Annotated in this window: 23 protein-coding genes; 11 read left to right on the top strand and 12 right to left on the bottom strand. The window is 44.5% G+C overall.

The features are described 5' to 3' along the window. Window positions 1–193: 193 nt before the first annotated feature. Entirely contained in the window at window positions 194–1153 is a 960-nt protein-coding gene (locus HMPREF0240_RS17585) for a sugar-binding domain-containing protein (protein WP_009004765.1), read from the top strand. 71 nt (window positions 1154–1224) lie between these two features. Here the strand turns inward: HMPREF0240_RS17585 and HMPREF0240_RS17580 are convergent, their stop codons facing one another. The 4 genes from HMPREF0240_RS17580 to HMPREF0240_RS17565 form a co-directional block, all read right to left on the bottom strand. Beyond that, window positions 1225–2760, bottom strand: a complete 1536-nt coding sequence (locus HMPREF0240_RS17580; protein WP_009004764.1) for an FGGY family carbohydrate kinase — start codon at window positions 2758–2760, stop codon at window positions 1225–1227. 234 nt (window positions 2761–2994) lie between these two features. Further along, window positions 2995–5148 carry a ferrous iron transport protein B gene (gene feoB / locus HMPREF0240_RS17575; protein ID WP_009004763.1) on the bottom strand — a complete coding sequence of 718 codons (2154 nt, stop codon included), beginning with the start codon at window positions 5146–5148 and terminating at the stop codon, window positions 2995–2997. 1 nt (window position 5149) lies between these two features. Further along, window positions 5150–5395, bottom strand: a complete 246-nt coding sequence (locus tag HMPREF0240_RS17570) for a FeoA family protein (protein ID WP_009004762.1) — start codon at window positions 5393–5395, stop codon at window positions 5150–5152. Between the two features lie 190 nt (window positions 5396–5585). Then, window positions 5586–6458, bottom strand: coding sequence for a LysR family transcriptional regulator (locus HMPREF0240_RS17565; RefSeq protein ID WP_009004761.1), 873 nt, complete (start codon window positions 6456–6458; stop codon window positions 5586–5588). A 226-nt stretch (window positions 6459–6684) separates the two neighbouring features. Here HMPREF0240_RS17565 and HMPREF0240_RS17560 point away from each other — a divergent pair, with 226 nt between their 5' ends. From HMPREF0240_RS17560 to HMPREF0240_RS17530, 7 genes are all read left to right on the top strand, one after another. After that, a complete protein-coding gene (locus HMPREF0240_RS17560; protein WP_009004760.1) occupies window positions 6685–7095 on the top strand; it encodes a RidA family protein in 411 nt (136 codons plus the stop codon). 109 nt (window positions 7096–7204) lie between these two features. Continuing rightward, a complete protein-coding gene (locus HMPREF0240_RS17555) occupies window positions 7205–8104 on the top strand; it encodes an amidohydrolase family protein (protein WP_009004759.1) in 900 nt (299 codons plus the stop codon). Between the two features lie 31 nt (window positions 8105–8135). After that, complete coding sequence (locus tag HMPREF0240_RS17550; protein ID WP_009004758.1) at window positions 8136–8915, top strand: SDR family oxidoreductase; 780 nt, start codon at window positions 8136–8138, stop codon at window positions 8913–8915. Between the two features lie 47 nt (window positions 8916–8962). After that, window positions 8963–9643 carry a metal-dependent hydrolase gene (locus HMPREF0240_RS17545; RefSeq protein ID WP_009004757.1) on the top strand — a complete coding sequence of 227 codons (681 nt, stop codon included), beginning with the start codon at window positions 8963–8965 and terminating at the stop codon, window positions 9641–9643. Window positions 9644–9676: 33 nt separating this feature from the next. After that, window positions 9677–10033, top strand: a complete 357-nt coding sequence (locus HMPREF0240_RS17540; RefSeq protein WP_035314101.1) for a RidA family protein — start codon at window positions 9677–9679, stop codon at window positions 10031–10033. A gap of 67 nt (window positions 10034–10100) precedes the next feature. Further along, entirely contained in the window at window positions 10101–10613 is a 513-nt protein-coding gene (locus HMPREF0240_RS17535; RefSeq protein ID WP_009004755.1) for a DUF1097 family protein, read from the top strand. A gap of 197 nt (window positions 10614–10810) precedes the next feature. After that, window positions 10811–11251: an iron dependent repressor, metal binding and dimerization domain protein gene (locus HMPREF0240_RS17530; protein ID WP_009004754.1), complete on the top strand. Its 441-nt coding sequence runs from the start codon at window positions 10811–10813 to the stop codon at window positions 11249–11251. Here the strand turns inward: HMPREF0240_RS17530 and HMPREF0240_RS17525 are convergent. Both HMPREF0240_RS17525 and HMPREF0240_RS17520 read right to left on the bottom strand, forming a co-directional pair. Next, a complete protein-coding gene (locus HMPREF0240_RS17525; protein ID WP_009004753.1) occupies window positions 11203–12252 on the bottom strand; it encodes an aromatic acid exporter family protein in 1050 nt (349 codons plus the stop codon). The genes HMPREF0240_RS17530 and HMPREF0240_RS17525 overlap by 49 nt on opposite strands. 109 nt (window positions 12253–12361) lie before the next feature. Further along, window positions 12362–13102, bottom strand: coding sequence for an AraC family transcriptional regulator (locus tag HMPREF0240_RS17520; protein WP_035314046.1), 741 nt, complete (start codon window positions 13100–13102; stop codon window positions 12362–12364). 215 nt (window positions 13103–13317) lie between these two features. Between HMPREF0240_RS17520 and HMPREF0240_RS17515 the strand changes: the two genes are divergently transcribed. Then, window positions 13318–14562 (top strand): hypothetical protein, encoded by a 1245-nt coding sequence (locus tag HMPREF0240_RS17515; protein ID WP_009004751.1) that lies wholly within the window; start codon window positions 13318–13320, stop codon window positions 14560–14562. Here HMPREF0240_RS17515 and HMPREF0240_RS17510 read toward each other — a convergent pair. From HMPREF0240_RS17510 to HMPREF0240_RS17485, 6 genes are all read right to left on the bottom strand, one after another. Continuing rightward, on the bottom strand, window positions 14557–15825 hold the full coding sequence (locus HMPREF0240_RS17510; protein ID WP_009004750.1) for a HAMP domain-containing sensor histidine kinase: 1269 nt from the start codon (window positions 15823–15825) through the stop codon (window positions 14557–14559). The two genes, HMPREF0240_RS17515 and HMPREF0240_RS17510, sit on opposite strands and share 6 nt — an antisense overlap. Further along, complete coding sequence (locus HMPREF0240_RS17505) at window positions 15822–16496, bottom strand: response regulator transcription factor (protein WP_035314044.1); 675 nt, start codon at window positions 16494–16496, stop codon at window positions 15822–15824. Before HMPREF0240_RS17505 ends, HMPREF0240_RS17510 begins: the two co-directional genes overlap by 4 nt. A 101-nt stretch (window positions 16497–16597) precedes the next feature. Continuing rightward, window positions 16598–17188 (bottom strand): hydrolase, encoded by a 591-nt coding sequence (locus HMPREF0240_RS17500; protein WP_009004748.1) that lies wholly within the window; start codon window positions 17186–17188, stop codon window positions 16598–16600. A 35-nt stretch (window positions 17189–17223) separates the two neighbouring features. Beyond that, window positions 17224–18213 carry a diguanylate cyclase gene (locus tag HMPREF0240_RS17495; protein WP_009004747.1) on the bottom strand — a complete coding sequence of 330 codons (990 nt, stop codon included), beginning with the start codon at window positions 18211–18213 and terminating at the stop codon, window positions 17224–17226. A 144-nt stretch (window positions 18214–18357) separates the two neighbouring features. Beyond that, a complete protein-coding gene (locus HMPREF0240_RS17490) occupies window positions 18358–19713 on the bottom strand; it encodes a family 43 glycosylhydrolase (RefSeq protein WP_009004746.1) in 1356 nt (451 codons plus the stop codon). Window positions 19714–19762: 49 nt separating this feature from the next. Continuing rightward, a complete protein-coding gene (locus tag HMPREF0240_RS17485; protein WP_009004745.1) occupies window positions 19763–20515 on the bottom strand; it encodes a hypothetical protein in 753 nt (250 codons plus the stop codon). 193 nt (window positions 20516–20708) lie between these two features. On the opposite strand from HMPREF0240_RS17485, the gene HMPREF0240_RS17480 reads away from it, so the two are divergent. Both HMPREF0240_RS17480 and HMPREF0240_RS17475 read left to right on the top strand, forming a co-directional pair. Continuing rightward, the gene (locus tag HMPREF0240_RS17480; protein ID WP_009004744.1) at window positions 20709–21011 is read left to right on the top strand and encodes a helix-turn-helix transcriptional regulator; all 303 of its coding nucleotides are present in this window, start codon (window positions 20709–20711) and stop codon (window positions 21009–21011) included. A gap of 224 nt (window positions 21012–21235) precedes the next feature. Continuing rightward, window positions 21236–22066, top strand: a complete 831-nt coding sequence (locus tag HMPREF0240_RS17475) for a MerR family transcriptional regulator (protein WP_009004743.1) — start codon at window positions 21236–21238, stop codon at window positions 22064–22066. The last annotated feature ends 16 nt before the right edge of the window (window positions 22067–22082 follow it).

The raw sequence follows: 22082 nt of genomic DNA, 5'->3' as shown, positions 1-22082 counted from the left end.
TTCTTAAACAGCTTTCTTCGTTTTTTTCATATTAGCATTCACTTGAACATAAGTCAATATTTCCGATACTTAATATTGCACATATGTTCAGTTATGTGTATAATATAGACAATGAGCAGTTGTTTACACATGATTTATAAGAAAAAAAGCATAAATGCACTGATATACTCAGGGCTGAAGGAGGAATTTTATTATGGAGCACAGTCAAAAACGAAAGGATATTATTAAGGCTGCCAAATTATACTATTACGGGAACATGTCACAGCAGGAGATTGCCCATCTGATGAATATTTCGCGCCCCAAAGTCTCGCGTCTTCTCACAGAGGCACGCCAGCTGAACATTGTACAGATCACTATACGGGACCCCCGCATGTCCCTGGAACAGAATGCGGATAAGCTGAAAAAGCATTTTAACCTGCGTTTTGTGAGTGTCGTTCCCAGTGCCGTCAACGAAGAAGCCACAAAGGTAAATGTGGGGCGCGCTGCTTCCGATTACCTGAATTCCAATATGCAGGAACATACAAAAATAGGCATCTCCTGGGGTACGACTCTGTGCGCCTTTACCCGTGAATTCCAGGCCAGAACCTCTTTTCCAAATGCAATGGTGGTGCAGCTGGTGGGCGGTACATACAGCCAGAATCTGAATATTGATGCCCGTGAACTGGTCAAAGTGATTGCCCACAAGCTTCAATGCAATCACAGTATTCTCCAGGCTCCCCTGATTGTAAGTGACCCGGCACTCAGGGATCTTCTGATGAAAGAACCGGCTATCCTTGAACATTTCCGTCAGATTCACTCCCTGGATATCGCGTTTGTCGGCCTGGGCAGTTCCTACTACAAGGACTCTATTGCCTACCGTGCCAATTACATTGAAGAGAACGAAGCCAGAAGGCTCGGCGAACTCGGTCTGGTCTGCGACATCTGCGGGCACCAGCTTATGGAAGACGGTTCAGAACCAGATACATTTCTGAGCAACCGGGTGGTAGGGGTAACTATGGAAGAACTGCATCAGATCCCGACTGTCGTCGGTCTGTGCGCCGGACATAAAAAAACACAGCCAATTCTGGCTGCGCTGCGGGGACGCCATATCAACGCCCTGATTATTGATGAGATCGCCGCGATTTCTCTGCTCACGGCTGAGCAGATATTATAGCTCCATTTATAGCAGAAAGGCAGGCCGCACCGGCAATATGACCGGTGCGGCCTGCTTCTTTTTAGTTTGTTTTAAAATTGGGCCAGATCCCGAAAAACCTTTGCGCCTGTAAGTGCCTCGCAGGTATTGCAATACACCGCATAAAGCTTTTCATATATGGCGGCCTGCTCCGGGTCCGGTTCATAACGCCGACGGACATGCACCATCTCCCTGGCGCCCTGCCCAATGGATTTAAACGCCCCCACTCCCGCCCCGGCGCTTATGGCTGCGCCCAACGCGGCGGCATCGCTGACCTCCAGAGTCTCGCAGGGCAGATTGTAGACATCAGCCTGGATCTGATTCCAAACTTCGGACCGGGTTGCCCCGCCGACAATCCTTACATAGGAAAATTCCTGTCCCATACTCGGAAGACTGCGCAGAATATCCTTTTGTTCCAGTGTAATTCCCTCTACACACGCGCGTGCCATACATGCACGGTCATGGGACAGTGTAAGTCCGATAAATCCTCCGCGGGCCGATGCATCCCAACGCGGAGCTGCGCTGCCTGCAAAGTAGGGCAGCATGAGCAGGCCTTTTGCCCCCGCGGGCACCGAACTAATCATCTGGTTCAGCGCATCATATGCGTTACCACCGTTTTGTTCTGCATTTTGTTTTTCTAAAGCGGCAATCTCATCCCGAAACCAGCGGTATACACCTGCCGCCGCATTCTGAAGGCCCTCGAATGTCCACATGCCATGAATCGCATGGCTGGTCACCATTGCCTGTCCCTTCGGATCCCGATAGCAGTCCTGGAGCAGTGCCGTTGCCAGCCCTCCGGTCCCCAGAGAAACGGATACCGCGCCGGGTGTAACAATCCCAGCCCCAACTGCCGCGCTGTTCTGATCTCCGATTCCCACACAGATTGGCATTCCCTCCGCAAATCCCGTCAGTGCGGAAGTTTTTTCCGTGATCCGCCCAACCAGCTCTCCCACCTGCCGGATCTCTGGAAGCAAAGAAGGGCTGATGGAAAACGTCTGCAGCAAAGCCTCATGGAAGCACAGCTTCTGGTTATCCCAAAGCCCCCAGAATCCCGCCTCCGGCTCGTTTCCGTAATAGCCGTCCACTCCCAGTGCCCGCAGAATCAGGTCCTGCAGCTGGCATACTTTGTGCACCTTCTTCCACAATTCAGGCTGATTCTTACGCACATGAAGCAGCTTCGGCAATATCCATGTGGCACATAGCGGCAGGCCTGTTATCTCGTAAAAACGTTCTGCCCCGAAAGCCTCCTCAATTTCCTTCACCTCATCCACAGCACGGTTATCCAGCCAGGAAATCATTTTCAACGGAGTCCCGGCCTGTGACATCAGTACTGCACAGCTTCTCTGCGCCGATACACTGACACTCTGAATATCACATACATTCACTGCTGTACTGCAGATTGCTGCGCGGCATGTCCGGTATACTGCCTGGATGAGCATATCCGGGTCCTGCTCCACCCATCCCGTTTTCAGATACATACATTTATATTCTTCATACGCACTTCCCATTATGGTGCCCTGCATATCAAAAAGTATCACCTTGACGCCTGTGGTTCCCACATCAATACCTGCTAACATCTGTTTTCCCATGGTCTTTCCTCCTGTACAAATAGTCTAAAGTTACCATAGCATCGACAGAACATAATTACAATATTGATACACTTTTCGCTGCACAATTGTTCGCCTTTTTAGGAAGGTCTGTACAGGGATTTATTATTCCCTGATAACTTTCCTATAAAACTAAAAAAGAATGCTGCCTTTCTGTCCCGGCAGCATTCTTTTTCACAGTTCTGGCGGTTTCCTTCTCCACCTTTAATTTTATTTTTACAAAAACTGCCTTCCCACCTGAGCAACGATGAAACATACCAGAATCCCCGCCCCTGTCGGTATGACCAGCGCTGCCAGAGTCCACTTCCAGCTTCCCGTCTCTTTTTTAATTGTCAGCAGTGTTGTGGAGCACGGCCAGTGCATGAGGGAAAAGAGCATTGTACACACTGCCGTAAGCCAGGTCCAGCCATGATTTACAAACAGGTTCTTCATTTCTGCAAGACTGTCGAATTCCACAAGACTCCCCTGCGCCATATAGGCCATAATTATGATAGGAACCACAATCTCATTCGCCGGAAGTCCGAGGATAAAGGCAATCAGAATAACGCCGTCAAGCCCCAGCATTTTCGCAAATGGGTCCAGCATGGATGCACAATAGTTCAGAAGGCTCATATCCCCCACGTTAATATTTGCTGCAGCCCATATAAACAGGCCTGCGGGAGCAGCCACCACAATTGCACGGCCCAGTACAAACAGTGTTCTGTCGAAGATAGACCTTACAATCACTTTGCCCACCTGGGGCCTGCGGTATGGCGGAAGTTCCAGTGTAAATGAAGACGGCACACCTTTCAGCACGGTTTTTGACAAAAGCCAGGAAACCAGAAATGTCATGCCCACACCAAGCAGTATAAATGTGGTAAGCAAAAATGCAGATAAAAGGGATCCCCCCACTCCGCCTGAAATGCCTGCAAAAAACATGGTAATAATTGCAATCAGAGTTGGAAAACGGCCATTACAGGGGACAAAACTGTTTGTAAGGATGGCAATCATCCGCTCTCTCGGAGAGTCTATGATCCTGCACCCTACGACACCGGCAGCATTGCATCCGAAGCCCATGCACATGGTCAGCGCCTGTTTTCCACAGGCACAGCATTTTTTGAATGGTTTATCCAGATTATAAGCTATTCTGGGAAGATATCCCGCATCCTCCAGCAGTGTAAACAGAGGGAAAAATATTGCCATAGGCGGAAGCATAACGGATATCACCCATGCCAGCACCCGGTAAACTCCCAGAACCAACATGCCATGGAGCCAGGATGGAGCCCCCATAAACTGAAACAGCTCTGTCAGTCTGTCCTGTACCCAGAACAGTCCCTTTGCCAGAAGTTCTGAAGGATAGTTTGCCCCGGTTATTGTCATCCACAGTACTGCCATCAAAAGGGCCGCCATAAGCGGATATCCCGCCCTTCTGCTAGTAAGGATACTGTCGATTTTCCGGTCCCTGCTGTCAGAATGCTCCTTTGTGCAGGTGACCGCTTTTTCGCAGATCCGCTCTGCAATATACATCACAGAAGAGACAATCTCTTCCTCCAGCCTCTTCTTATCTATATGATTTTTCTGCAGTAATTTTTGTGCCTCCGGCAGTGCTTCCTTCAGGCAGTGCTCCCGGCAGATATCCCGCTGCAGGTATCTGCGGATGCTTTCCCCCAGCGCTTTGTCGTAATCCAGCAGCCGCAGGGAAAGCCATCTGCTGTTCAGACATCCGTTGCATGAGGAGGCACACGGCATCTGTATCCCCTCCAATACTACATCGACCGCAGACTCCACCACCCCAATAGCTTTTTCCAGGACGCCACAGTATGGAATCACATATCCGGTTCCGGCCGGGCAGCTTACAGAGGATGCCTGAAGTTCCTGCCTTACCTTTTCAGCGCCTCGCATCATATCATCCATTGTCTCCAGCAGCTGCTCCCTGCCCTTTCCTTCCCGCGCCACCATACCGATCACAGGTACGCCCAGCTCCCGGGAAAGGATATCCAGATCCACATAGATCCCTTTTTTCTCCGCTTCATCCAGAAGATTCACACAGACAATCACTTTTCTGGTAATTTCCAGTATCTGAAGCACAAGGTTGAGATTCCGCTCCAGGCAGACTGCGTCACAGACTACAACTACCGCATCCGCATCTCCAAAGCAGATAAAATCCCTGGCCGCCTCCTCTTCCGCGGAGTGGGCCAGCAGCGAGTACGTCCCCGGTATATCCACCATTTTATAAGAATATTCTTTCGTCTCACAGTGTCCGGAGGCATTTGTGACTGTCTTCCCCGGCCAGTTTCCCGTGTGCTGGTGCAGATTTGTCAGACTGTTGAAAACGGTACTCTTTCCTACGTTTGGATTACCTGCTATGGCAATCACTTTTTCGCGCCCCATCTCAGGCACCTTCCATCATTTGAACGAGAATATTTCCACAGTCTTCCGATCGGATCGCGATGACCGCGCCGCGGATTAAAAATGCCCCCGGATCTCCTCCGGGACTTTTCCCTACGCATTCAACTTTTGTTCCTCTTACAAGACCAATGTCCAGAAGACGCCTGTGGATGCTGCCATCTGCCTTCAGCTCCCTGACCACTGCTTTCTGCCCCGGCTGTATATCGTTTAAACAGGTTTCCTTCTTCATAAGCGCTACCGCCTTGTCATAAATTTTAGGATAAGGAAACTTTCTTTCCTGGTTCTATAATATTAAATATTCAGGATTATGTTACACATTGGGAAGTAAATTTCAGAGGACCTCTTTGGATCACAAAACTTAACAGGAGAAATATAAAAGTGGACAAACGTGAGAATTTAAACAGCAGAAACTGCTCTGCTCAGGATAAAAAATTTATATTATCTAAAATATATTGCCGAAAGTTCATTGCCTGTGGAGATAAAGGATGCATACTGTTGTAGGCCAGATAATTAATATCGTCAGCTTTTCTTTCAAGAGGAACGACAGTCGTAACCTCGCTGTAATAACTTTTCAATGCCAGCTCACTTACACAGGCTATTAGCTGGTTATCCTCTGCCATAGATATTACAAGTTTATCATTGTTACTTTGGAACTTCATTACAGGATGGTAACCCTGATTATACAGTTTCTGTAAATAGGATTCAAATAATATGGCTCCGCTTCCGCGTCCTCCAATCTTTTGCCCATCCCAATCATGATCATGAAATATCTTTAGCCTGGACAGAGGATTCTCATTATGAATAACCATACAAAATCTGCTTCGAAACAACAAGTCCTTTTTAACGGAAGGATATTCATTTGGAAACTGTACGATCGCAAGTTCACAGTCGTTTGAACGCAATTGAGAAATCGCGATTTCATTGGAAGTCTCTGTAATGTCAATTAACACATTTGGATTTTCAGCATAATAGTCTGACAAAAAATGTATATCGAAATAATTAAATGCATTATCAATCGTACATATTTTCAGTTGATATTTCCCATGAGCCAAATTTTCTATTTGATTATATGAGTCAATTATTCTTTGTGCATAAGGCAATAAGGTCGTTGCATTAGTTGTCGGTATCAGTATATTTCCATCTCTGTTAAATAATTTTAAGTTTAATTCTTTTTCCAGATTAATAATCGTTTTACTCAGTCCTTGTGTAGAAATCATAAGAACCTCGGCTGCTTTTGTAATGCTTTTTAATTTATATACTTCCATAAAATACAATAATTGCCTGGGACTCATCGATTTTCCTCCTAAAAAATATTTATTTTAAGCGCATTATATAGCGAATCATAAAATAATGTCAATAAACATCAACCAAATTGTTGATATAAGTCAATCATTCTTCTGTTTGATATCTGAAAATTATTCCAATATAATTTAACTATAAATAATAAACGAATATTTTTTGAATGCATTCACGAAATAGATTCAATTATTTAAAATAACAAAAAAAGGAGAAAAATTAATGACCAAAACAAACATTAAACTGAATCCAAAGGAAGTTTATGAACCAACAGCGGCATATTCTATGGCTGCAATTATACAGCCTGGCCACCGCATTGCTCTGCTTGGCGGAATGGTAGCAATCGACGAGAACGGAGAACAACTTCAGGGCACATTCGAAGAACAGGTCGCTCTTACTCATAAAAATGTAACAACTGCGTTAAAAAGCCTGGGTGCAGACTGGGATGATGTTGTTTTCTGCCGCGGCTATCTTACAAGGGAAGAGGATTTTCCACGTTACGTTGTTGAGCGTGATAAATTCTATCCTTCAGTTTGTGATATGCCGCCTGCATGTACTTCCAGTATTATCACAGGTCTTTACAGACCAGATTGTTTATTTGAGTTAGATGTTATGGTAGCTCTGCCAGATTAATGTATTTTGAATTATAGAAGATCCTTAAAATCCAGAATACGATTTACATATTTGCGGGACGGGAAGTTCTGAAACTGGAAAGATCTTCCCCCTGTCTAAGGAGGTAAATATGAGAATTATAGATACACATGTTCATGTAGCTAAGCGCAGCCAATGGGAGCCAGACTATATCAGGCCATGGTTTGAACCCTTTGGTATGCCGGTGGAAGCATTTGATATCGACACCGAAAACTTGATAAAAGAAATGGATAAAGCGGGAGTTTCTTTGTCTGTATTCCTGGGATTTGCAGCCAAACGAAATATGAAGCTGCATGTCACGAACGATTATGTTGCAGAGCAATGTGCCCGCTTTCCCGGACGTGCAATTGGCTTTGCATCTGTAGACCCAATTGAAGTAAATGCGGTTGATGAGCTGAAATACGCGGTTGAAATTTTAGGATTAAAAGGCCTGAAACTTGCGCCAAACTATCAGGACTTTGATCCAAATGATCTTCGTGCCCGTCCAGTATTTGAATATTGTGCAGCACATAAAGTACCCGTACTGTTCCACATGGGTACAACTGTAAATCCGCAGGCGGTGGCGGCGTATGAATCGGTAAATATTCTGGATGGTATCTGCCGCACATTCCCAGAACTTTATGTAATCATTGCACATCTTGGGGTTGATTTTCCAAACGGAGTTGATGCGCTGAATTTAATGCGCAAACATCAGAATGTGTATGCAGATATTTCTGGCCGTGATGGAGATGGCTATGGTGGTGGAATTCGGGTATTATGGGATGAATTATCCTATGCGGTTGATAAGAATGTTACAGATAAGATATTCTGGGGTACAGATTCACCCTGGAGTACACCGGAAGCTTCGATTGCTGCTCTTCGTACACTTCCTTCGTATAATCAGGAAGGGCGCGCAAAGATTACAGAAGAACACCTCAATGGATTTCTTGGAGAAAATTTTGAACGCTTCGCCAGGACACTTGGCTGGGTTCTTCCAGAACAAATAAAATAAAAACCATATAATGATGGGACAGGAGGATAAGATGGGTAAATCTGCAAAGGGACGTTTTGTAAATAAGCGAGTGATGGTAGCCGGGGGGCTCTCGGGTATCGGAAGGGCAATTGTTGAAGGGCTCGTTGAAGAAGGCGGAGTAGTAACGATTGTCGATATCCGGACAAATTCCAGAGATAACAATATGTCAGCAGAAGATTTTTGCAACAATCTCGGGGAAAAAAATTATTTCATCCAGGCTGATATTTCCAGTCAGAAAGAAGTAGAACGTGTCTTTGACGAAAGCGAACCGATTGATGCTTTAATTGATACCGCTGGTATTACGCGTTTTAAAAAAATCGAAGATCTGATGAGTGAAGATTTTGATAAAATTATGTCGGTAAATGCAAAAGGTGCATTCTTGCTGACACGAGAGTGTTCAAAACGCTGGCGCGCGACAAAACGCGGTGGTCCAATTGTATTATTCGCTTCTAATCTTGCGTTTGTTGGTGCACCTGATGCTACTCTCTATTGCGCTTCCAAAGGTGCTGTTGCAGCTTTCACAAAAGCGGCGGCGGCGGAACTGGGACCTTATGGCATTCGTGTAAATATGATGGCGCCCGGAGCTGTAGAAACAGAGTTCAACAGTGATTATAGGGCGGCAGGCGCTCAGGAAGCCTGGGAATCTGTTACTGTACTGCGTAATGCGGGTGAAAGCATTCTTCCGGACCCGGCAAGAATTGCACCGGCAGCAATTTTTCTTGCAAGCGATGATGCAAGACATATGACCGGGGCGGCAATATTGATTGATGGCGGTGCAAATTCTCAATAATATAACAGATCTTGAAAAGGTAAAATGAAGAAGTAAGGAGGGATATCATGAAAATACAATGGTTAGGACAGGCAGGGATTCGTCTGGAAGATGAAGGACGAGTTGTACTGATTGATCCATGGATTGATGAAAATCCAGTATCTAATCTAAATTGGAAAGATGTAAAAGCAGATGTTATCATTCTTACACATGGGCATTTTGACCATGTCGGCGATGCGGTAAATATTGCAAAACGCACCGGAGCAAAAGTGATTGCACAGACAGAGCTTTCTTATGAAATGGAGGCGGAAGGCCTGACAGATGTTGTTGGTCCCGGCATTGGCGGAACTGCAGAATTTGAAGGCGGATGGGTGAAATTAGTTCAGGCAGTACATAGTTCGGTATCTCAAAAGGGAAATGTATCTGCACCTGCAGGAGTGATTGTTCATTTTGGCGGAAAAACCATCTATGATTTGGGTGATACTGCATTATTCTCAGATTTAGCCCTTCCCCAAAAAAGATATCACCTGGATTTAGCCTTTATTCCTATTGGGGGATTCTACACAATGGATCAGGTGGATGCCGTGGAAGCCGCGAGACTTGTAGGTGCACCAATTGTTATCCCGTTCCACTATAATACCTTCCCACTGATTAAAGCGAATCCGGAGCAGTTCGCCCGCGATGTCTCCGAACAGATTCCAGGAGTGAAGGCTGAAGTTTTAAAAGTGGAGGATACATTTATTTTATAGAAAATGAAGTTGGAGAAAGGAGTGAATGGCAAAATGGAATTACGTAAACCAGTTCCTGCCCCATATTCTTCGGCAGTAAGGGCGGATAATCTGATTTTTACATCAGGTCATCTCCCTCTTGATGAAAATGGAAATAAAGTTGAGGGTGGAATTATAGAACAAACACATCAGGTGATGAAAAACCTCAAGGCCACTTTGGAGGCTGAGGGCTCCGGCTTAAGTAAAGTCGTAAAAGCTACGGTTCTATTACGCAACCGGAATGATTGGGCAGGAATGAATGAAGTGTATGCCCTGTACATGGAAGATAACAGACCTGCACGAACTGCAATCACAGCAGGGGATATGAAGCTTGGTTCATTACTGGAGATAGAAGTAATTGCCCGTATCTGATTAACATGGATGATATGATTTCAGGCATTTCACAAACGCCTGACTCTCATAAAGAAAGGAGATTACAATGAAAGTTCAGGTTAAATCCTTGATCGCGCAGGGAATCTTTATAGGTGCTTCAAGTGGTTTGTTTTACATGACTTATCGTTTAGGCATGGGGTTTACAGCGCCTATGTGGATGGCCTTTATCGGTTTTCCGATTACAGCCAATGCAAACGCCAGAATAAAAGACCTCCCAACCTATCTGGGATCTATGGCAATCGGAATTTTATGGGCTTATTTTTTCCTGTATGTATATGCACTGGGACCCAGGCAGGGATTATCGGTACCATTGACAAATCTGTTATACGGTGGTCTTGGAACTATAGCGATGGTTGTGATTCATTTATTAATTACGATGAAGTGGCAGAATAAAATTCCTATCATGTTTGGCGCTTTGGCATGTTTATTTGCAACAAATGGAGAAAACCTTCCGACAATGATGATTACTTATGGGATTGGAATCACTTTAGCAGCCGTTTTTGATGATGTATGTATCTTGATTGACCGTAAAATTATGAAACAAAGTGTCTCTAAATAAAGTTCACTATGCAGACACAGCATTCTCAGCCCGTCCAATTTTCATAAGCACCGTTGCTCTGTCATAGAATTTAGGATCAGGAAACTTTCTTTCCTGATCCTATCCGTTTGCCGAGAATCTGTAAGAATGCTGCACTCTGGCAAATTAATTTCAAACAACTTTATAGGCTTACGAAGCTTAACAGGAGAAACAAAATAATGGACAATAGAAATGGTTTTTATACTCAGAAGGGCTATGAACTGCATAATACCGATGATCTTACTGCATCCATGGAAGATTATCTGGAGATGATCTGCCGGATGCTGAAGGGACAGGATGTTGTAAGAATCCAGTCATTATCGGAGAATCTGCACGTAAAACCATCCTCCGCCTCCAAAATGGTAAGTGCGCTGAAAGAACGGGGGTATATTTCTTTCCAGAAGTACGGTTACCTGACCGCAACCCAAAAGGGACTGGAGATTGGGGAATATCTGCTATACCGCCACGATGTCCTGCACGAATTCCTCTGTCTGCTCAATCATTCCGAAAATGAGCTGGAACAGGTGGAAAAGATTGAGCACTTTATAAACCGGGAGACCGTCACAAATCTTCAGCTGCTTCTGGAGCGGCTGAAATCCTCCACCTCTTTTTTCCAGTAAACTGCAAACTGAGTATCATCAATCCGCTCCACAAAATGCTGTTTATACTGCAGAAACTCTTCCAGATCTATCAGTATATGATAGAGGACCGCCCGGTTCTCGAACTCCTCACGGCTGTGGGGAAGTTCCTGGGATTTCATATCCTCAGCCAGCGCGTGCAGACGCGCCAGCTGCTTTTCAGGGCGGTTCATCTCCGTAACGTAATTTTTCAAATAATAGATATAATCTGCCACTATTACAGCCTGTTTTGGGAGCGTCTTCAGCTTTTCCATTTCCAGATGAAGATGCTGAAGCGCGCCGCACTGTTTGGCCCGCATTTCGAAGTAAGAACTGTAATAACTGGTATGAGACCTGAACGTATTATTCTGATATACGTAGGCCTGTTCTATAAATACCTCCAGCTTTGCCTCCAGGTAATCCAGCTTTTCCCAAACAATTTCCTTCCTGTCCTGACTGGACAGAAAAGCTGCCAGTTCTTCCAGAATATTAGAAAATTCCTGCTCCGTAAAGCGCATATTTTCTATGATTCTGCTCTTCTGCACCCCATTATTCTGAAACAGGTTTACAATGACGGCTATGGCAATACCTAAAAATACAATCAGAAATTCATTTGCAATAAATGAAACTGAAAAGTTGCGTGTAGCCAAAAAGTGAGTCCCTATAACCGCATTTACAGATGCTGTTACCCTCCAGCCGATCCACTCGCTTATCAGAACCAGAAAAAATACGAAGATTCCAAATGCGGCGCCGTCGCTTTTGATGTGGCTGAACACGGCCCATGCCAGAACAGCGGCCAGAATAAATGTCAGAATACGTGCTGCCGACAGCCTGAGCGTTTCCCATTTTGTAGTCAGTATCGTAAGCAGTGTTACCATCCCCGCCGATGCAGCGAATTCCAGACGCAAAAGGGAAGCCGCATACATGGCTGCGCCGCTTCCCACTGCAATTCTTACCGCTTCAATCAGGACTGCCCCTGTTTCTTTTCTTTTTCCCAGTTTCATAGAGCTTCCCCTTTTCACTTTCCTGTCAATAGACTGCCAGCTCGTATACTGGAGTTTTACTTTATATCATATCCCATTTTCTTACTTTTATCTCTTTTATGCAGATAACTCAGTAGAATATATATGACTTCACCTGTCTGGGCAGTATCCCATATGTTTTCTTGAATTCTCTGGTGAAGTTCTTACTTTCATTATATCCTGCAGCCTCTGCAGCTTCATATACCGGAAAGCCCTGACTTAATAAAGAAAGTGCTTTTTTCATACGGTACTGTATTAAAAACTGATGGGGTGTCATTCCCATACAGGAACGGAACAACCGTATGTAATACTGTGGGTGGTATCCGCTGACTTCACTCAGCTCCTGAACTGATATCTTCTTATCCACATTTTCCATCATATACAATACGCTTTGTGATATTTTTTCCTCCACAGTTTCAAAAACTCCTAGCAGTTTTAAATACTCTATGATGGATTTTGTTAAACTCTCCTGCAGCATGGACATAGACTCCCCCTCACACTGTCGGCAGCTCTCGGTAAAAGCCTCAAGCAGATTAAGAATAATCGGATGTTCTGCTGGATGGACCTCACGTAATTGTGATATCACATAAGGAGCTATATCAACATGCAAATACAGGCATTTCAAACGATCTTGCTGGTTTTGATGCATTTGATAAGGAATTTTATTTGGAAAGCAATATAATGTATCTGGTGCTAACTTCTTTTTTTCAGCATTAGATTCATATACCACATCCCCCTTCTTAACATAATAAATTCTTGTATATATGGACGCTTTCTGTTCCATAACATACCATGACTTTGGCACTTCCTGGTATCCGCAAGTTAATAACATATTCACCCTCCGACTTAATGAGTATACATATTCCTCCCCCGGCAGGCGGGCATGTATACCTCAGTTTCTCTTTATTTTACCATATATAAAATACAAAAAGTTGTTTTTTGAGTGTTTTTTGTTACTATTTCAGATTTCATGCAGCTGCATTTCATGCTATTTTATAGGCAGGAAACACCTAAATAAACTTCATCTATTTTACAGGAGGTAAAAAAATGAATCTAAAACAGCATGACATCGACGTTCTGAGGCAACTGGCAAAAGAATATGCGGAAATAGCAGCACTTCCCATCCAAAAAGAAAAAATGGAACTTTGGAAGTCTTTCAACCGCCATGATAATACAAGACCCATGGTTACGATCAGCCAATTACCCTGGAATGAGTTAAACTATGACGGCTCTCTGACCTGTGTAACAGAGAACGGCTTTCTGCGGGATATTGAGACATCTCTGCGGAGAACAATCTATCAGTGGAAACATTTCCCTGTGGATATGGTGGTTGAACCCATTCTTACCATCCCTTATTGTGCTCATAATACGGGTTATGGCCCGACTTCCCATGAGGATAATGCCTGTACCGATATTGACAATACTGTCATCTCTCACAGCTATCATAACCAATTGAATAGTGAAGACGATCTGGAAAAAATAAAAGATATGCAGATTACGCTGGATAAAGAACAGTCAAGAGAGTGGAAAGAGGCTGCAGACTTTATTTTTGACGGTATTATTCCCGTCCGTCAGGCAGGCGGTGTTGAAATACGTTTACAGATTTGGGATGTCCTGGCTGAACTCATGAATGTGGAGAGTGTATATTTTGATTTAATTGACCGGCCGGAATTTATTCACTCCATTATGGAAAAGATGACTCACTCTGCACTTGCCGGCATCCGGCAGGCGAATCAACTTAAGCTGTTCGATGCTTCAGCCAATCTCTGCCACTGTTCAGGAATATATACCGATGAACTGCTTCCCGGCTTTGGGGCTGGAAAGGTAAATGACTCTCATCATTCATGGGGATGCTCCATGGCCCAGCTTTTTACCTCTGCCTCACCTGATACAACCAGGGAGTTCGAAGTCCCTTATGTGTCACAGATCGCCAGCCAGTTTGGCATGTTTTATTACGGCTGCTGTGAACGGCTTGATGACCGGTTAGATATTATACAGCAGATTCCGTCTGTCAGAAAAATATCCTGCAGCCCGTGGAGCAATAAAGCAGTTTTTGCGGAACGCATCCGAAAAGATATCATCATGTCAAACAAGCCATCACCTGCATTCCTTGCATCCCCTTCACTGGATCTGGAGCTTGTGCGCGCTGATTTGCTTGAAACATATCAGGCTGCATCTTCTAATCAGGTAAAAGTGGAATTTCTGCTGAAAGATATATCAACAGTTAAATGGAAGCCAGAGAGGTTAACACAGTGGGCCGATTGTGCGATGAACCTGGTACAGTCCTTATGACCATGCATTCTGCACTTTCAGCCTTACTGTGAATATAATCTGGTTTTCTTCATAGGATGCCGTAATGCTTCCTTTATGTGATTCTGTTATTGCGCGGGCTACGGACAGTCCAATGCCGTATCCCCCGCTCTTTTGTGTCCTGGCGCTGTCGCCTCTGTAAAAGCGGTCGAAAAGTTTTTCCGGCTCGACTTCCGGAAGAGTATCACACGTGTTTTTTATATTTAATGCAACAGTATTTTCTTTTCTTTCCAAATAAACTTTTATGTTTCCTTTCCGAGATGTGTATTTTACCGCATTATCCATCAGGATCGTGATAAGCCTTATCATATTATCTCGGTTCCCGTGCACTATGATATCTGGCTGGATATTTTCTTGTATTATAATTTCTTTGAGGGATGCCGGCTCATAGAAAGACGGCAGGATCTCTTCCAGCAGACTGCTCAGTAAGATATCTGACGAAAGAAGCTTTACTCCGCCTTCATCCATTTTCGCCAGCGCCAGCAGATTCTGCATAAGTCCGTTCAGACGTATTGTCTGCTCCCGGATGTTGCGGCTCCATTTATTTTCTCCATTGTGCAGCTCCATGGCATCTGTATTTGCCATAATTATGGCCAGAGGTGTCTTGATCTCATGGCCGGCATCTGTTACAAACTGTTTTTGTTTTTCTATGTTTTCCGCGATGGGAAGAATCGCTTTTTTAGAGAGAAGAATGACGAGAACCAGCATAAGGCTCCAGCACAGCATGCCGATGAATATTGAAATCCCCAAGACCATGAGAATGGAATGCATCTGTGAGGATGTATCCAGAAAAATGACGACACTGCCTTTTCCGTCCCCGGATTCTGTTATTTTATAACGAAATTGTTCTGTTCTGCCTTCCGTATCCCCGTTTTCCCGCGCTTTATCCGCCATTTTACCGGCCTCTTCTTCTGTTACAGAGGCAATTTTACTGATATCCGTCTGCACAACTTCCCCGTCCGAATTATAACGTACCATAAAATACCGGGCCGACATGGCGGTATCTTCATCGATCGGCTGATCCAGGAATCCCGGCCTGCCTCTCTGAGGCATCTCCTTCTCTGGCATTTCCCTCTGCATGGACGGAGCACCGCCATTATCAGCCAGCATTCCCAGCATCCGTTCCATCTGTTGGCCGGATATCCAGCAGTATATGCCATTAATTGCTCCAAGCAGTACCAGGATCAAAACAGTAATTGCCAGCATCGCGGTTGTAATAAACTTTTTCTGAAGTGTTCTTGTCATTCTTTTACCTCAAGAGTATATCCAATGTTCCGTTTGGCCTTTATTTCCACGTTAGCGCCCAGGGCTGCCAGCCGTTTCCTCAGATAAGAAATATAAACCCAGACTGTGCCCAATTCGGCTTCTGTTTCATATCCCCAGACTTTTACGAGCAGCTCCTCTGAGGAAAGGTACATACCCTGGTTCAGCAATAGAGTTTCCATCAGACGATATTCCAGTTTCGCCAGTACAAATGTCTGCCCGTTCCCACTCAGTTCGTAACTTTTCTGGTTCAGATAGATATTACCACATGTAATAATATCGGGAGTGAACTCTTCCCTGCGGCGCAGCATAGCACGGATCCGCGCCAGAAGTTCCCCCATGGCAAACGGTTTAGGGAGATAATCATCCGCACCAAGATCCAGCCCCTGAATGCGGTCCTCCACCTCCGCCTTCGCAGTCAGCAGCAGGATGGGCGTTCGGTATCCCTCCCTGCGCAGACAGCCCAGCACCTCAAGCCCGCTCATTTTGGGCATCATAATATCCAGGATAATCCCGTCATACTGGGCCGAACGGGCATATTCAAGAGCCGCCTCTCCGTCATACACAGCGTCTACAATATATTTATGGTAAGTCAAAATATCAACAACCGCCTCTGACATGCTGATCTCATCCTCAGCAAATAATAATTTCATCATCATCACCTCAGTATCAGTATCCCACACAGGAGTAAATGACAAGAACACAGGGCTTTGCAATTTGTCAACCTCTGGTTGCAATACCCAAAATACGCTTGCTATGCGCTGTAATTCTCCATTTCTTTGCTTATACTTTCCTCGCAGGAACGCATTGCAAGGATCGTTTTCTCAAACAAATCATTCAATTCCCAGCCCAGACGCTCTGCTCCCTGACGTATTACATCTCTGGAACATCCGGCCGCAAACCGTTTGTCTTTGAACTTCTTTTTGATGCTGGATACTTCCATGTCCATTACGCTTTTGGAAGGGCGCATCAGTGCTGCTGCTCCGATCAATCCTGTCAGCTCATCCGCTGCAAACATTACTTTTTCCATCTCATGTACCGGCTCTACATCGCTGCAGATTCCAAAGCCATGAGAACAGATAGAATGAATCATATCATCTCCCACACCGCCTTCTTTTAAAAGCTCCGGCGCTTTCTGACAGTGTTCCTCCGGGTAAAGTTCAAAATCAATATCATGGAGCAGCCCGGTTACTGCCCAATAGTCCGCTTCGTCTGTAAAACCTAGTTCCCCGGCATACCAACGCATAACACCTTCCACAGTCAGTGCATGCTGAATATGAAACGGCTCCTTATTATATTTCTTTAGCAACTCAAATGCTTCTTCTCTGCTAATTTTACTTTCCATAACCCTTTCCGCCTTTCTTCTCCTTAAATTTCATTTTATTCTTTCAAATGCCAATGGAAATTTCTTTTTCCCAAGGCTTTTGATTCGTATAACGCAGCATCTGCTTTATGGTATAAGCTTTCAAAGCTTTCTCCTTCTGCACCTGCCCTTGCAATCCCGATCGAACAGCTCTGCTGCATTCCTATTTCCGAAAACACCTGCCCGATCGCTTTTATAAGGTAATCCGCCTGACGGTCTCCCTCCTCGTCACTTCTCACGCCAGGCAGGAACACCATAAATTCATCTCCGCCCATCCGGCCTGCTATCTCGGAGGCCTGCGCAGCGCTCTTTGCCAGGACTCCTGCCACCTTCTTCAGCAGCTCGTCCCCTACAAGATGGCCCATCTCGTCGTTAACCCGTTTGAATTCATCCAGGTCGATCATAAACATCAGACCGCCGGTCCTATCCTCAGTCAGCATTCTGTTGATATGCTTCTCTGTATATTTACGGTTATATAGCCCCGTCATGGAATCCAGCTGAATACTTTTCTCCAGGACCTCACTGCGGCGCAGTGCTTCTTCTGCAATATCAGCAAAAGTCTTCGGATAATACTCGCCCTCATGCTGATATATATATGGAACCGAGTGATGCAGGCTGTCAACCAGCAGACTCCCATCCGGCTGTCTGTGAACTTCTGCCGTAATTCTGGTGTCCATATGAATGATGACCTGTTTTCCCTCTATGTCAGACTCACTCGCTTCAAACTCTCCATAGACAACACAGGAATTTTCTGTAATCTGTTTTGCCTCAAACCACTCATTTTTTATAATAAAATCAATATCCTTTGCCTCTTCCTGATCTTTTTCCAGACCTTCCTTAAGAGATTCAAGATCGGTGTAAAATTCATGCTTACCGGTTCCAATCACCAGAATCCCCGGTGAAAGATACTGGAACATCGATTCAATTTTAACAGCCCCTCTGGATACATAACACTCCATCAGTTCCTTTATCAAATGGCAGGCTTCTCTGCATAATGTATCATTCATATTCTTTCCTCCATTCATTCATATGACTATCATAGCACAAAGCGATCGGCATTGTCGATAGCTTAAACTCAAAGGGGTCAGACCCCTTCTGCAGGGGGGACAGCCCCCTCTGCAAAAGGGTCTGACCCCTTTGACCCTGCTTGTCTAATTTATAACGATCTCTTTTATCTGCAGTCCTTTTGTATTTCTGAACCGCAGTGTCAGTTCATACTCTCCGGCTGCCATTTTGATTTCGCTGTTTTGCTGTACTCCATCCGTAACTGTTACAAAACCGGCTGTTTTTCCGCCCAGCAATACTTCTATCAGTCCGCTTCCTTCGGAAAGAATCCATATACTGTTGTATTCTTCTTCACTCTTCACATACCGGAAGACGGCTTCGTCTCCATCGGATATATGTGTCAGTTTTTCACAATACCCTGCACCCGGATTCTCTTCTGCACCGATATATACAGTCCCCTTGAGACCGCAGGCCTGATATCCCATAATTGTCTCTCCGGGTCCGAATGGTTTTCCCGCCCCCTGAGAAGTCATCTCGACTTCATCAATTGTTCCATCCGGATTGATGGTAATGGGCTCAATACATAGTCGTCTGTACTGCCGGCAGCCCCGGGAGCTGCGGTGATAAAATACATACCACTGTCCATTCATACATTCTATAGAACCATGGTTATTCCAGCTTTCCGGATCACAGCCATCATTATCTATGATAATTCCCTGGTATTCAAACGGGCCCAGTGGGGACCTGCCTGTCGCGTAGCCAAGAGAAGTTGGCTTTCCCCTCTCCATATCTGCATAGACATAATAATACGTATCCTTTATCTTTCTCATAGATGACCCTTCATGGAAAAAATGTCTTTCTTCCGTCACCAGATGATCCACAATATTTTCCGGGTCAAATGACATCATATCCTTATTCAGCCTGACACCATGGGAGAACAATTGTCCCCAGTAGTAATAGGCTTGTCCGTCATCATCTATAAAAACAGCGGGGTCAATCCCTCCGCATGGAAGCTGTACCGGGTCCCCAAACGGACCCTCCGGGCGGTCAGATACTGCCACACCTTCGCTGTCATCAGATGCACAAAAGTAAAGATAATATGTTCCATCTTTATAAATACAGTCCGGAGCATATAAAAATACCGGCTCTTCTTCAGCCGGCTTCTCCTCCTTCTCCACCCCGTCATTTCTGCAGGAAGTCTCCTCCAGAATCCTTTTCATGAACGGTGTCGGATGGGTCAGGTCGATTCCCGGATATTTAGGTGCATCCGGGTCATTTATCCATGGAACCATTCCTCCAGTTAGCGCTTCCTCATGAATAACCCAGTTCTCCATGTCAGCAGTCGATACAACATAATACTTATCACTGCAATATTCATCCTCTGTGTCATCAAAGCTTCCATAAATATACAGTTTTCCATCCGGCATAACATGTCCTTCCCCGTCCGGAATATGGACATCCGGCGGCAGGACAGGATTTCTTCCATTCTTAAATTGTCTCATGGCAGCGGCTCCTCTAAGGGGTCTGACCCCTTTGAAGGAAAAAAGAAACTTAAAAGTGTCCTATTTTTCCTTTGTTCATTTTTCTCAGCATATCCAGGGAGATGAATCGAAATCCGAGATAGCTGACCTGATTCTCAGGTTTGTTTATCTCCCCCTGCCATTCTGCTAATATGCCTTCATATTCCCTCCTATTCAGCCGATTCAGCCTTTCGCTCTCTTTCCCGATCGGAATCCAGCTGATCCGCGCGAACGGTTCCAGGTTAAACAGGGCAAGTACTGCATCTGATACGATTAAATAATCACGAGGGGATATCCCGCATACTTCTCCTAGCTTTTTCATTTTATCCAGGTTTTTAGTAAACATTCTGTACAAATCAGGCTCATAATAATTCATCAGCATGATATTATTTTCATTTTCGAGCAGGTCAAGCATGGTATCTGTCTGCTGAGGGTTATCAGATACATAAAAAGCCTCCTCATTCAAATCACAGCTCAGCCTGATTTGGTCCATTACCGACAGTAACTTTTCCCGGGAGCTGCATTCACATATATATGTAAGAAGACTGCTATCTTCTTTATATCTCATATCCACATATTTATCAAGATGTTTAAAATGATTTCTCAGATTTCCCGTCCATTTTTGCTCGCCATAAATCTGCAGCAGATAATTTCGCAGCCCTAATCTGGTCATTTTGGTCTCTACTTTTTGACTGACTGTTCCACAGTCCACGAGCATATGGTAAATCTGTATTCTTTTTTCTTCAGAATCTAAAACGGGCCAGATATTCACTGCAAAAACCATTATATTTACTCTGCCTTTCGTCTTTTGATATGTTCTTGAAACATTTTATACTGCGAAAAAAACCTATATGGATTCCTTACTTATTTCAACTTAAAATTATAACTTAATCTTCCGTTCTTTGTCAACTATATCAATACTTAATCCACCTATCAAATACATATACTATAGTAAACTACAATTGGGAGGTGTAAAAATGGTATATTTTGGAAACACGCTCAAGACTTTACGTTTGCTAAATAATTTAACTCAGGCTAAGCTGGCACAACGGCTTGGAGTTACTAAATCCGTAATCAGTGCCTATGAGACCGGACTGCGTATGCCCTCCTATGATATTCTAATTTCTATATCACAAATCTTTAAAGTTACTACCGATTATCTGCTGGGACTAGAGAAAAAGCAGGATCTCGATCTGTCAGGTTTGACAGCAGATGAGATCCAGGCTTTGACAGATTTAATAAAAGCAATGAAACGTAGATCTGGGGACTATAGTAAGTAGATTGGGGGATGGGGGACGCCTGTCCAAAATGAGGCGCGGGATACCGGCAGGATGAGGTGCTTCCCTATTTTAATTTCATGACGAAGGCAGCGGATTAGGCCGGCTTTACGGAAGCACACAAAGATTGAGACTTTTATAAGTTGCTTTGTCGTTTTGCTATTGAAGTGCTGCGCAGCCCTCTATATAATCAATGGTATAACTAAGATTACGAACGGGGTGGTTATGTGTTTCGGATTGGTGAGTTTTCACGGTTGACACAGGTTTCCGTAAGGATGCTCAGGTATTATGATAAAATGGGGCTTTTGGCTCCGGCGGAGATTGATCCATGGACAGGTTATCGAATGTATTCTGCGGCGCAGATTCCTGTTCTGAATAGAATTGTATATTTGAGGGACAGCGGATTTCAGGTTGCGGAGATTGCAGCTGCAATTAAGAGCAAAAATGATGCTTTTATTATAGAACAGCTGGATCAAAAGTATCTGGAAGTAGTAAAAAATATCAAAGAGGAGCAGGCAAAACTGAAGAGGATTGAGACTACCAAAGATCAGCTTCTTCATGGAAAAGGTGATCTGCATTATCATATTTCTATAAAACCCCTTCCCGGCTGTCATGTCCTGTCTTTGAGGCGGGTGATTCCTGATTATTATGCTGAAGGCGGACTGTGGAATGAACTATCGGCCTTTGCTGAGCATAATCGGATTGATCTGTCCGGTGAAACATTTTCGATCTACCATGATGACGATTACAGAGAGGAAAATGTAGATGTAGAACTTTGTGCTGTTTTAAAAAAAGAAAGCTTGACAACGGGGCAGGATATGGGCAGCTTCTCTTTCCGCCATACCGAGCCGGTTTCCGCTATGGCCTGCACTATGGTATATGGCGAATTCTCTAATATCGCAGGGGCCTACCTTGCTTTTGCAGAATGGCTGCAGAAAAGCACCCAGTATAAGATGTCCGGGCCAAATCGTCAGATCGTACACCGGGGCCCATGGAATGAAGAATGCCCGCAAAAGTATTTAACAGAAATCCAGATTCCTTTAAAAAAACTCCCCTGAAAAATCATAAAANANA

Origin of the sequence: Clostridium sp. D5 (assembly GCF_000190355.1) — a bacterium.
Lineage (GTDB): Bacteria > Bacillota > Clostridia > Lachnospirales > Lachnospiraceae > Faecalicatena > Faecalicatena fissicatena_A.
This window is presented reverse-complemented; position numbering and strand designations above follow the sequence as displayed.

Bases quoted from the DNA above. Each gene is read 5' to 3' on its own strand.
- HMPREF0240_RS17585 (WP_009004765.1), top strand. From the start codon at position 194: ATGGAGCACAGTCAAAAACGAAAGGATATTATTAAGGCTGCCAAATTA.
- HMPREF0240_RS17580 (WP_009004764.1), bottom strand. From the start codon at position 2,760: ATGGGAAAACAGATGTTAGCAGGTATTGATGTGGGAACCACAGGCGTC.
- feoB (WP_009004763.1), bottom strand. From the start codon at position 5,148: ATGGGGCGCGAAAAAGTGATTGCCATAGCAGGTAATCCAAACGTAGGA.
- HMPREF0240_RS17570 (WP_009004762.1), bottom strand. From the start codon at position 5,395: ATGAAGAAGGAAACCTGTTTAAACGATATACAGCCGGGGCAGAAAGCA.
- HMPREF0240_RS17565 (WP_009004761.1), bottom strand. From the start codon at position 6,458: ATGAGTCCCAGGCAATTATTGTATTTTATGGAAGTATATAAATTAAAA.
- HMPREF0240_RS17560 (WP_009004760.1), top strand. From the start codon at position 6,685: ATGACCAAAACAAACATTAAACTGAATCCAAAGGAAGTTTATGAACCA.
- HMPREF0240_RS17555 (WP_009004759.1), top strand. From the start codon at position 7,205: ATGAGAATTATAGATACACATGTTCATGTAGCTAAGCGCAGCCAATGG.
- HMPREF0240_RS17550 (WP_009004758.1), top strand. From the start codon at position 8,136: ATGGGTAAATCTGCAAAGGGACGTTTTGTAAATAAGCGAGTGATGGTA.
- HMPREF0240_RS17545 (WP_009004757.1), top strand. From the start codon at position 8,963: ATGAAAATACAATGGTTAGGACAGGCAGGGATTCGTCTGGAAGATGAA.
- HMPREF0240_RS17540 (WP_035314101.1), top strand. From the start codon at position 9,677: ATGGAATTACGTAAACCAGTTCCTGCCCCATATTCTTCGGCAGTAAGG.
- HMPREF0240_RS17535 (WP_009004755.1), top strand. From the start codon at position 10,101: ATGAAAGTTCAGGTTAAATCCTTGATCGCGCAGGGAATCTTTATAGGT.
- HMPREF0240_RS17530 (WP_009004754.1), top strand. From the start codon at position 10,811: ATGGACAATAGAAATGGTTTTTATACTCAGAAGGGCTATGAACTGCAT.
- HMPREF0240_RS17525 (WP_009004753.1), bottom strand. From the start codon at position 12,252: ATGAAACTGGGAAAAAGAAAAGAAACAGGGGCAGTCCTGATTGAAGCG.
- HMPREF0240_RS17520 (WP_035314046.1), bottom strand. From the start codon at position 13,102: ATGTTATTAACTTGCGGATACCAGGAAGTGCCAAAGTCATGGTATGTT.
- HMPREF0240_RS17515 (WP_009004751.1), top strand. From the start codon at position 13,318: ATGAATCTAAAACAGCATGACATCGACGTTCTGAGGCAACTGGCAAAA.
- HMPREF0240_RS17510 (WP_009004750.1), bottom strand. From the start codon at position 15,825: ATGACAAGAACACTTCAGAAAAAGTTTATTACAACCGCGATGCTGGCA.
- HMPREF0240_RS17505 (WP_035314044.1), bottom strand. From the start codon at position 16,496: ATGAAATTATTATTTGCTGAGGATGAGATCAGCATGTCAGAGGCGGTT.
- HMPREF0240_RS17500 (WP_009004748.1), bottom strand. From the start codon at position 17,188: ATGGAAAGTAAAATTAGCAGAGAAGAAGCATTTGAGTTGCTAAAGAAA.
- HMPREF0240_RS17495 (WP_009004747.1), bottom strand. From the start codon at position 18,213: ATGAATGATACATTATGCAGAGAAGCCTGCCATTTGATAAAGGAACTG.
- HMPREF0240_RS17490 (WP_009004746.1), bottom strand. From the start codon at position 19,713: ATGAGACAATTTAAGAATGGAAGAAATCCTGTCCTGCCGCCGGATGTC.
- HMPREF0240_RS17485 (WP_009004745.1), bottom strand. From the start codon at position 20,515: ATGGTTTTTGCAGTGAATATCTGGCCCGTTTTAGATTCTGAAGAAAAA.
- HMPREF0240_RS17480 (WP_009004744.1), top strand. From the start codon at position 20,709: ATGGTATATTTTGGAAACACGCTCAAGACTTTACGTTTGCTAAATAAT.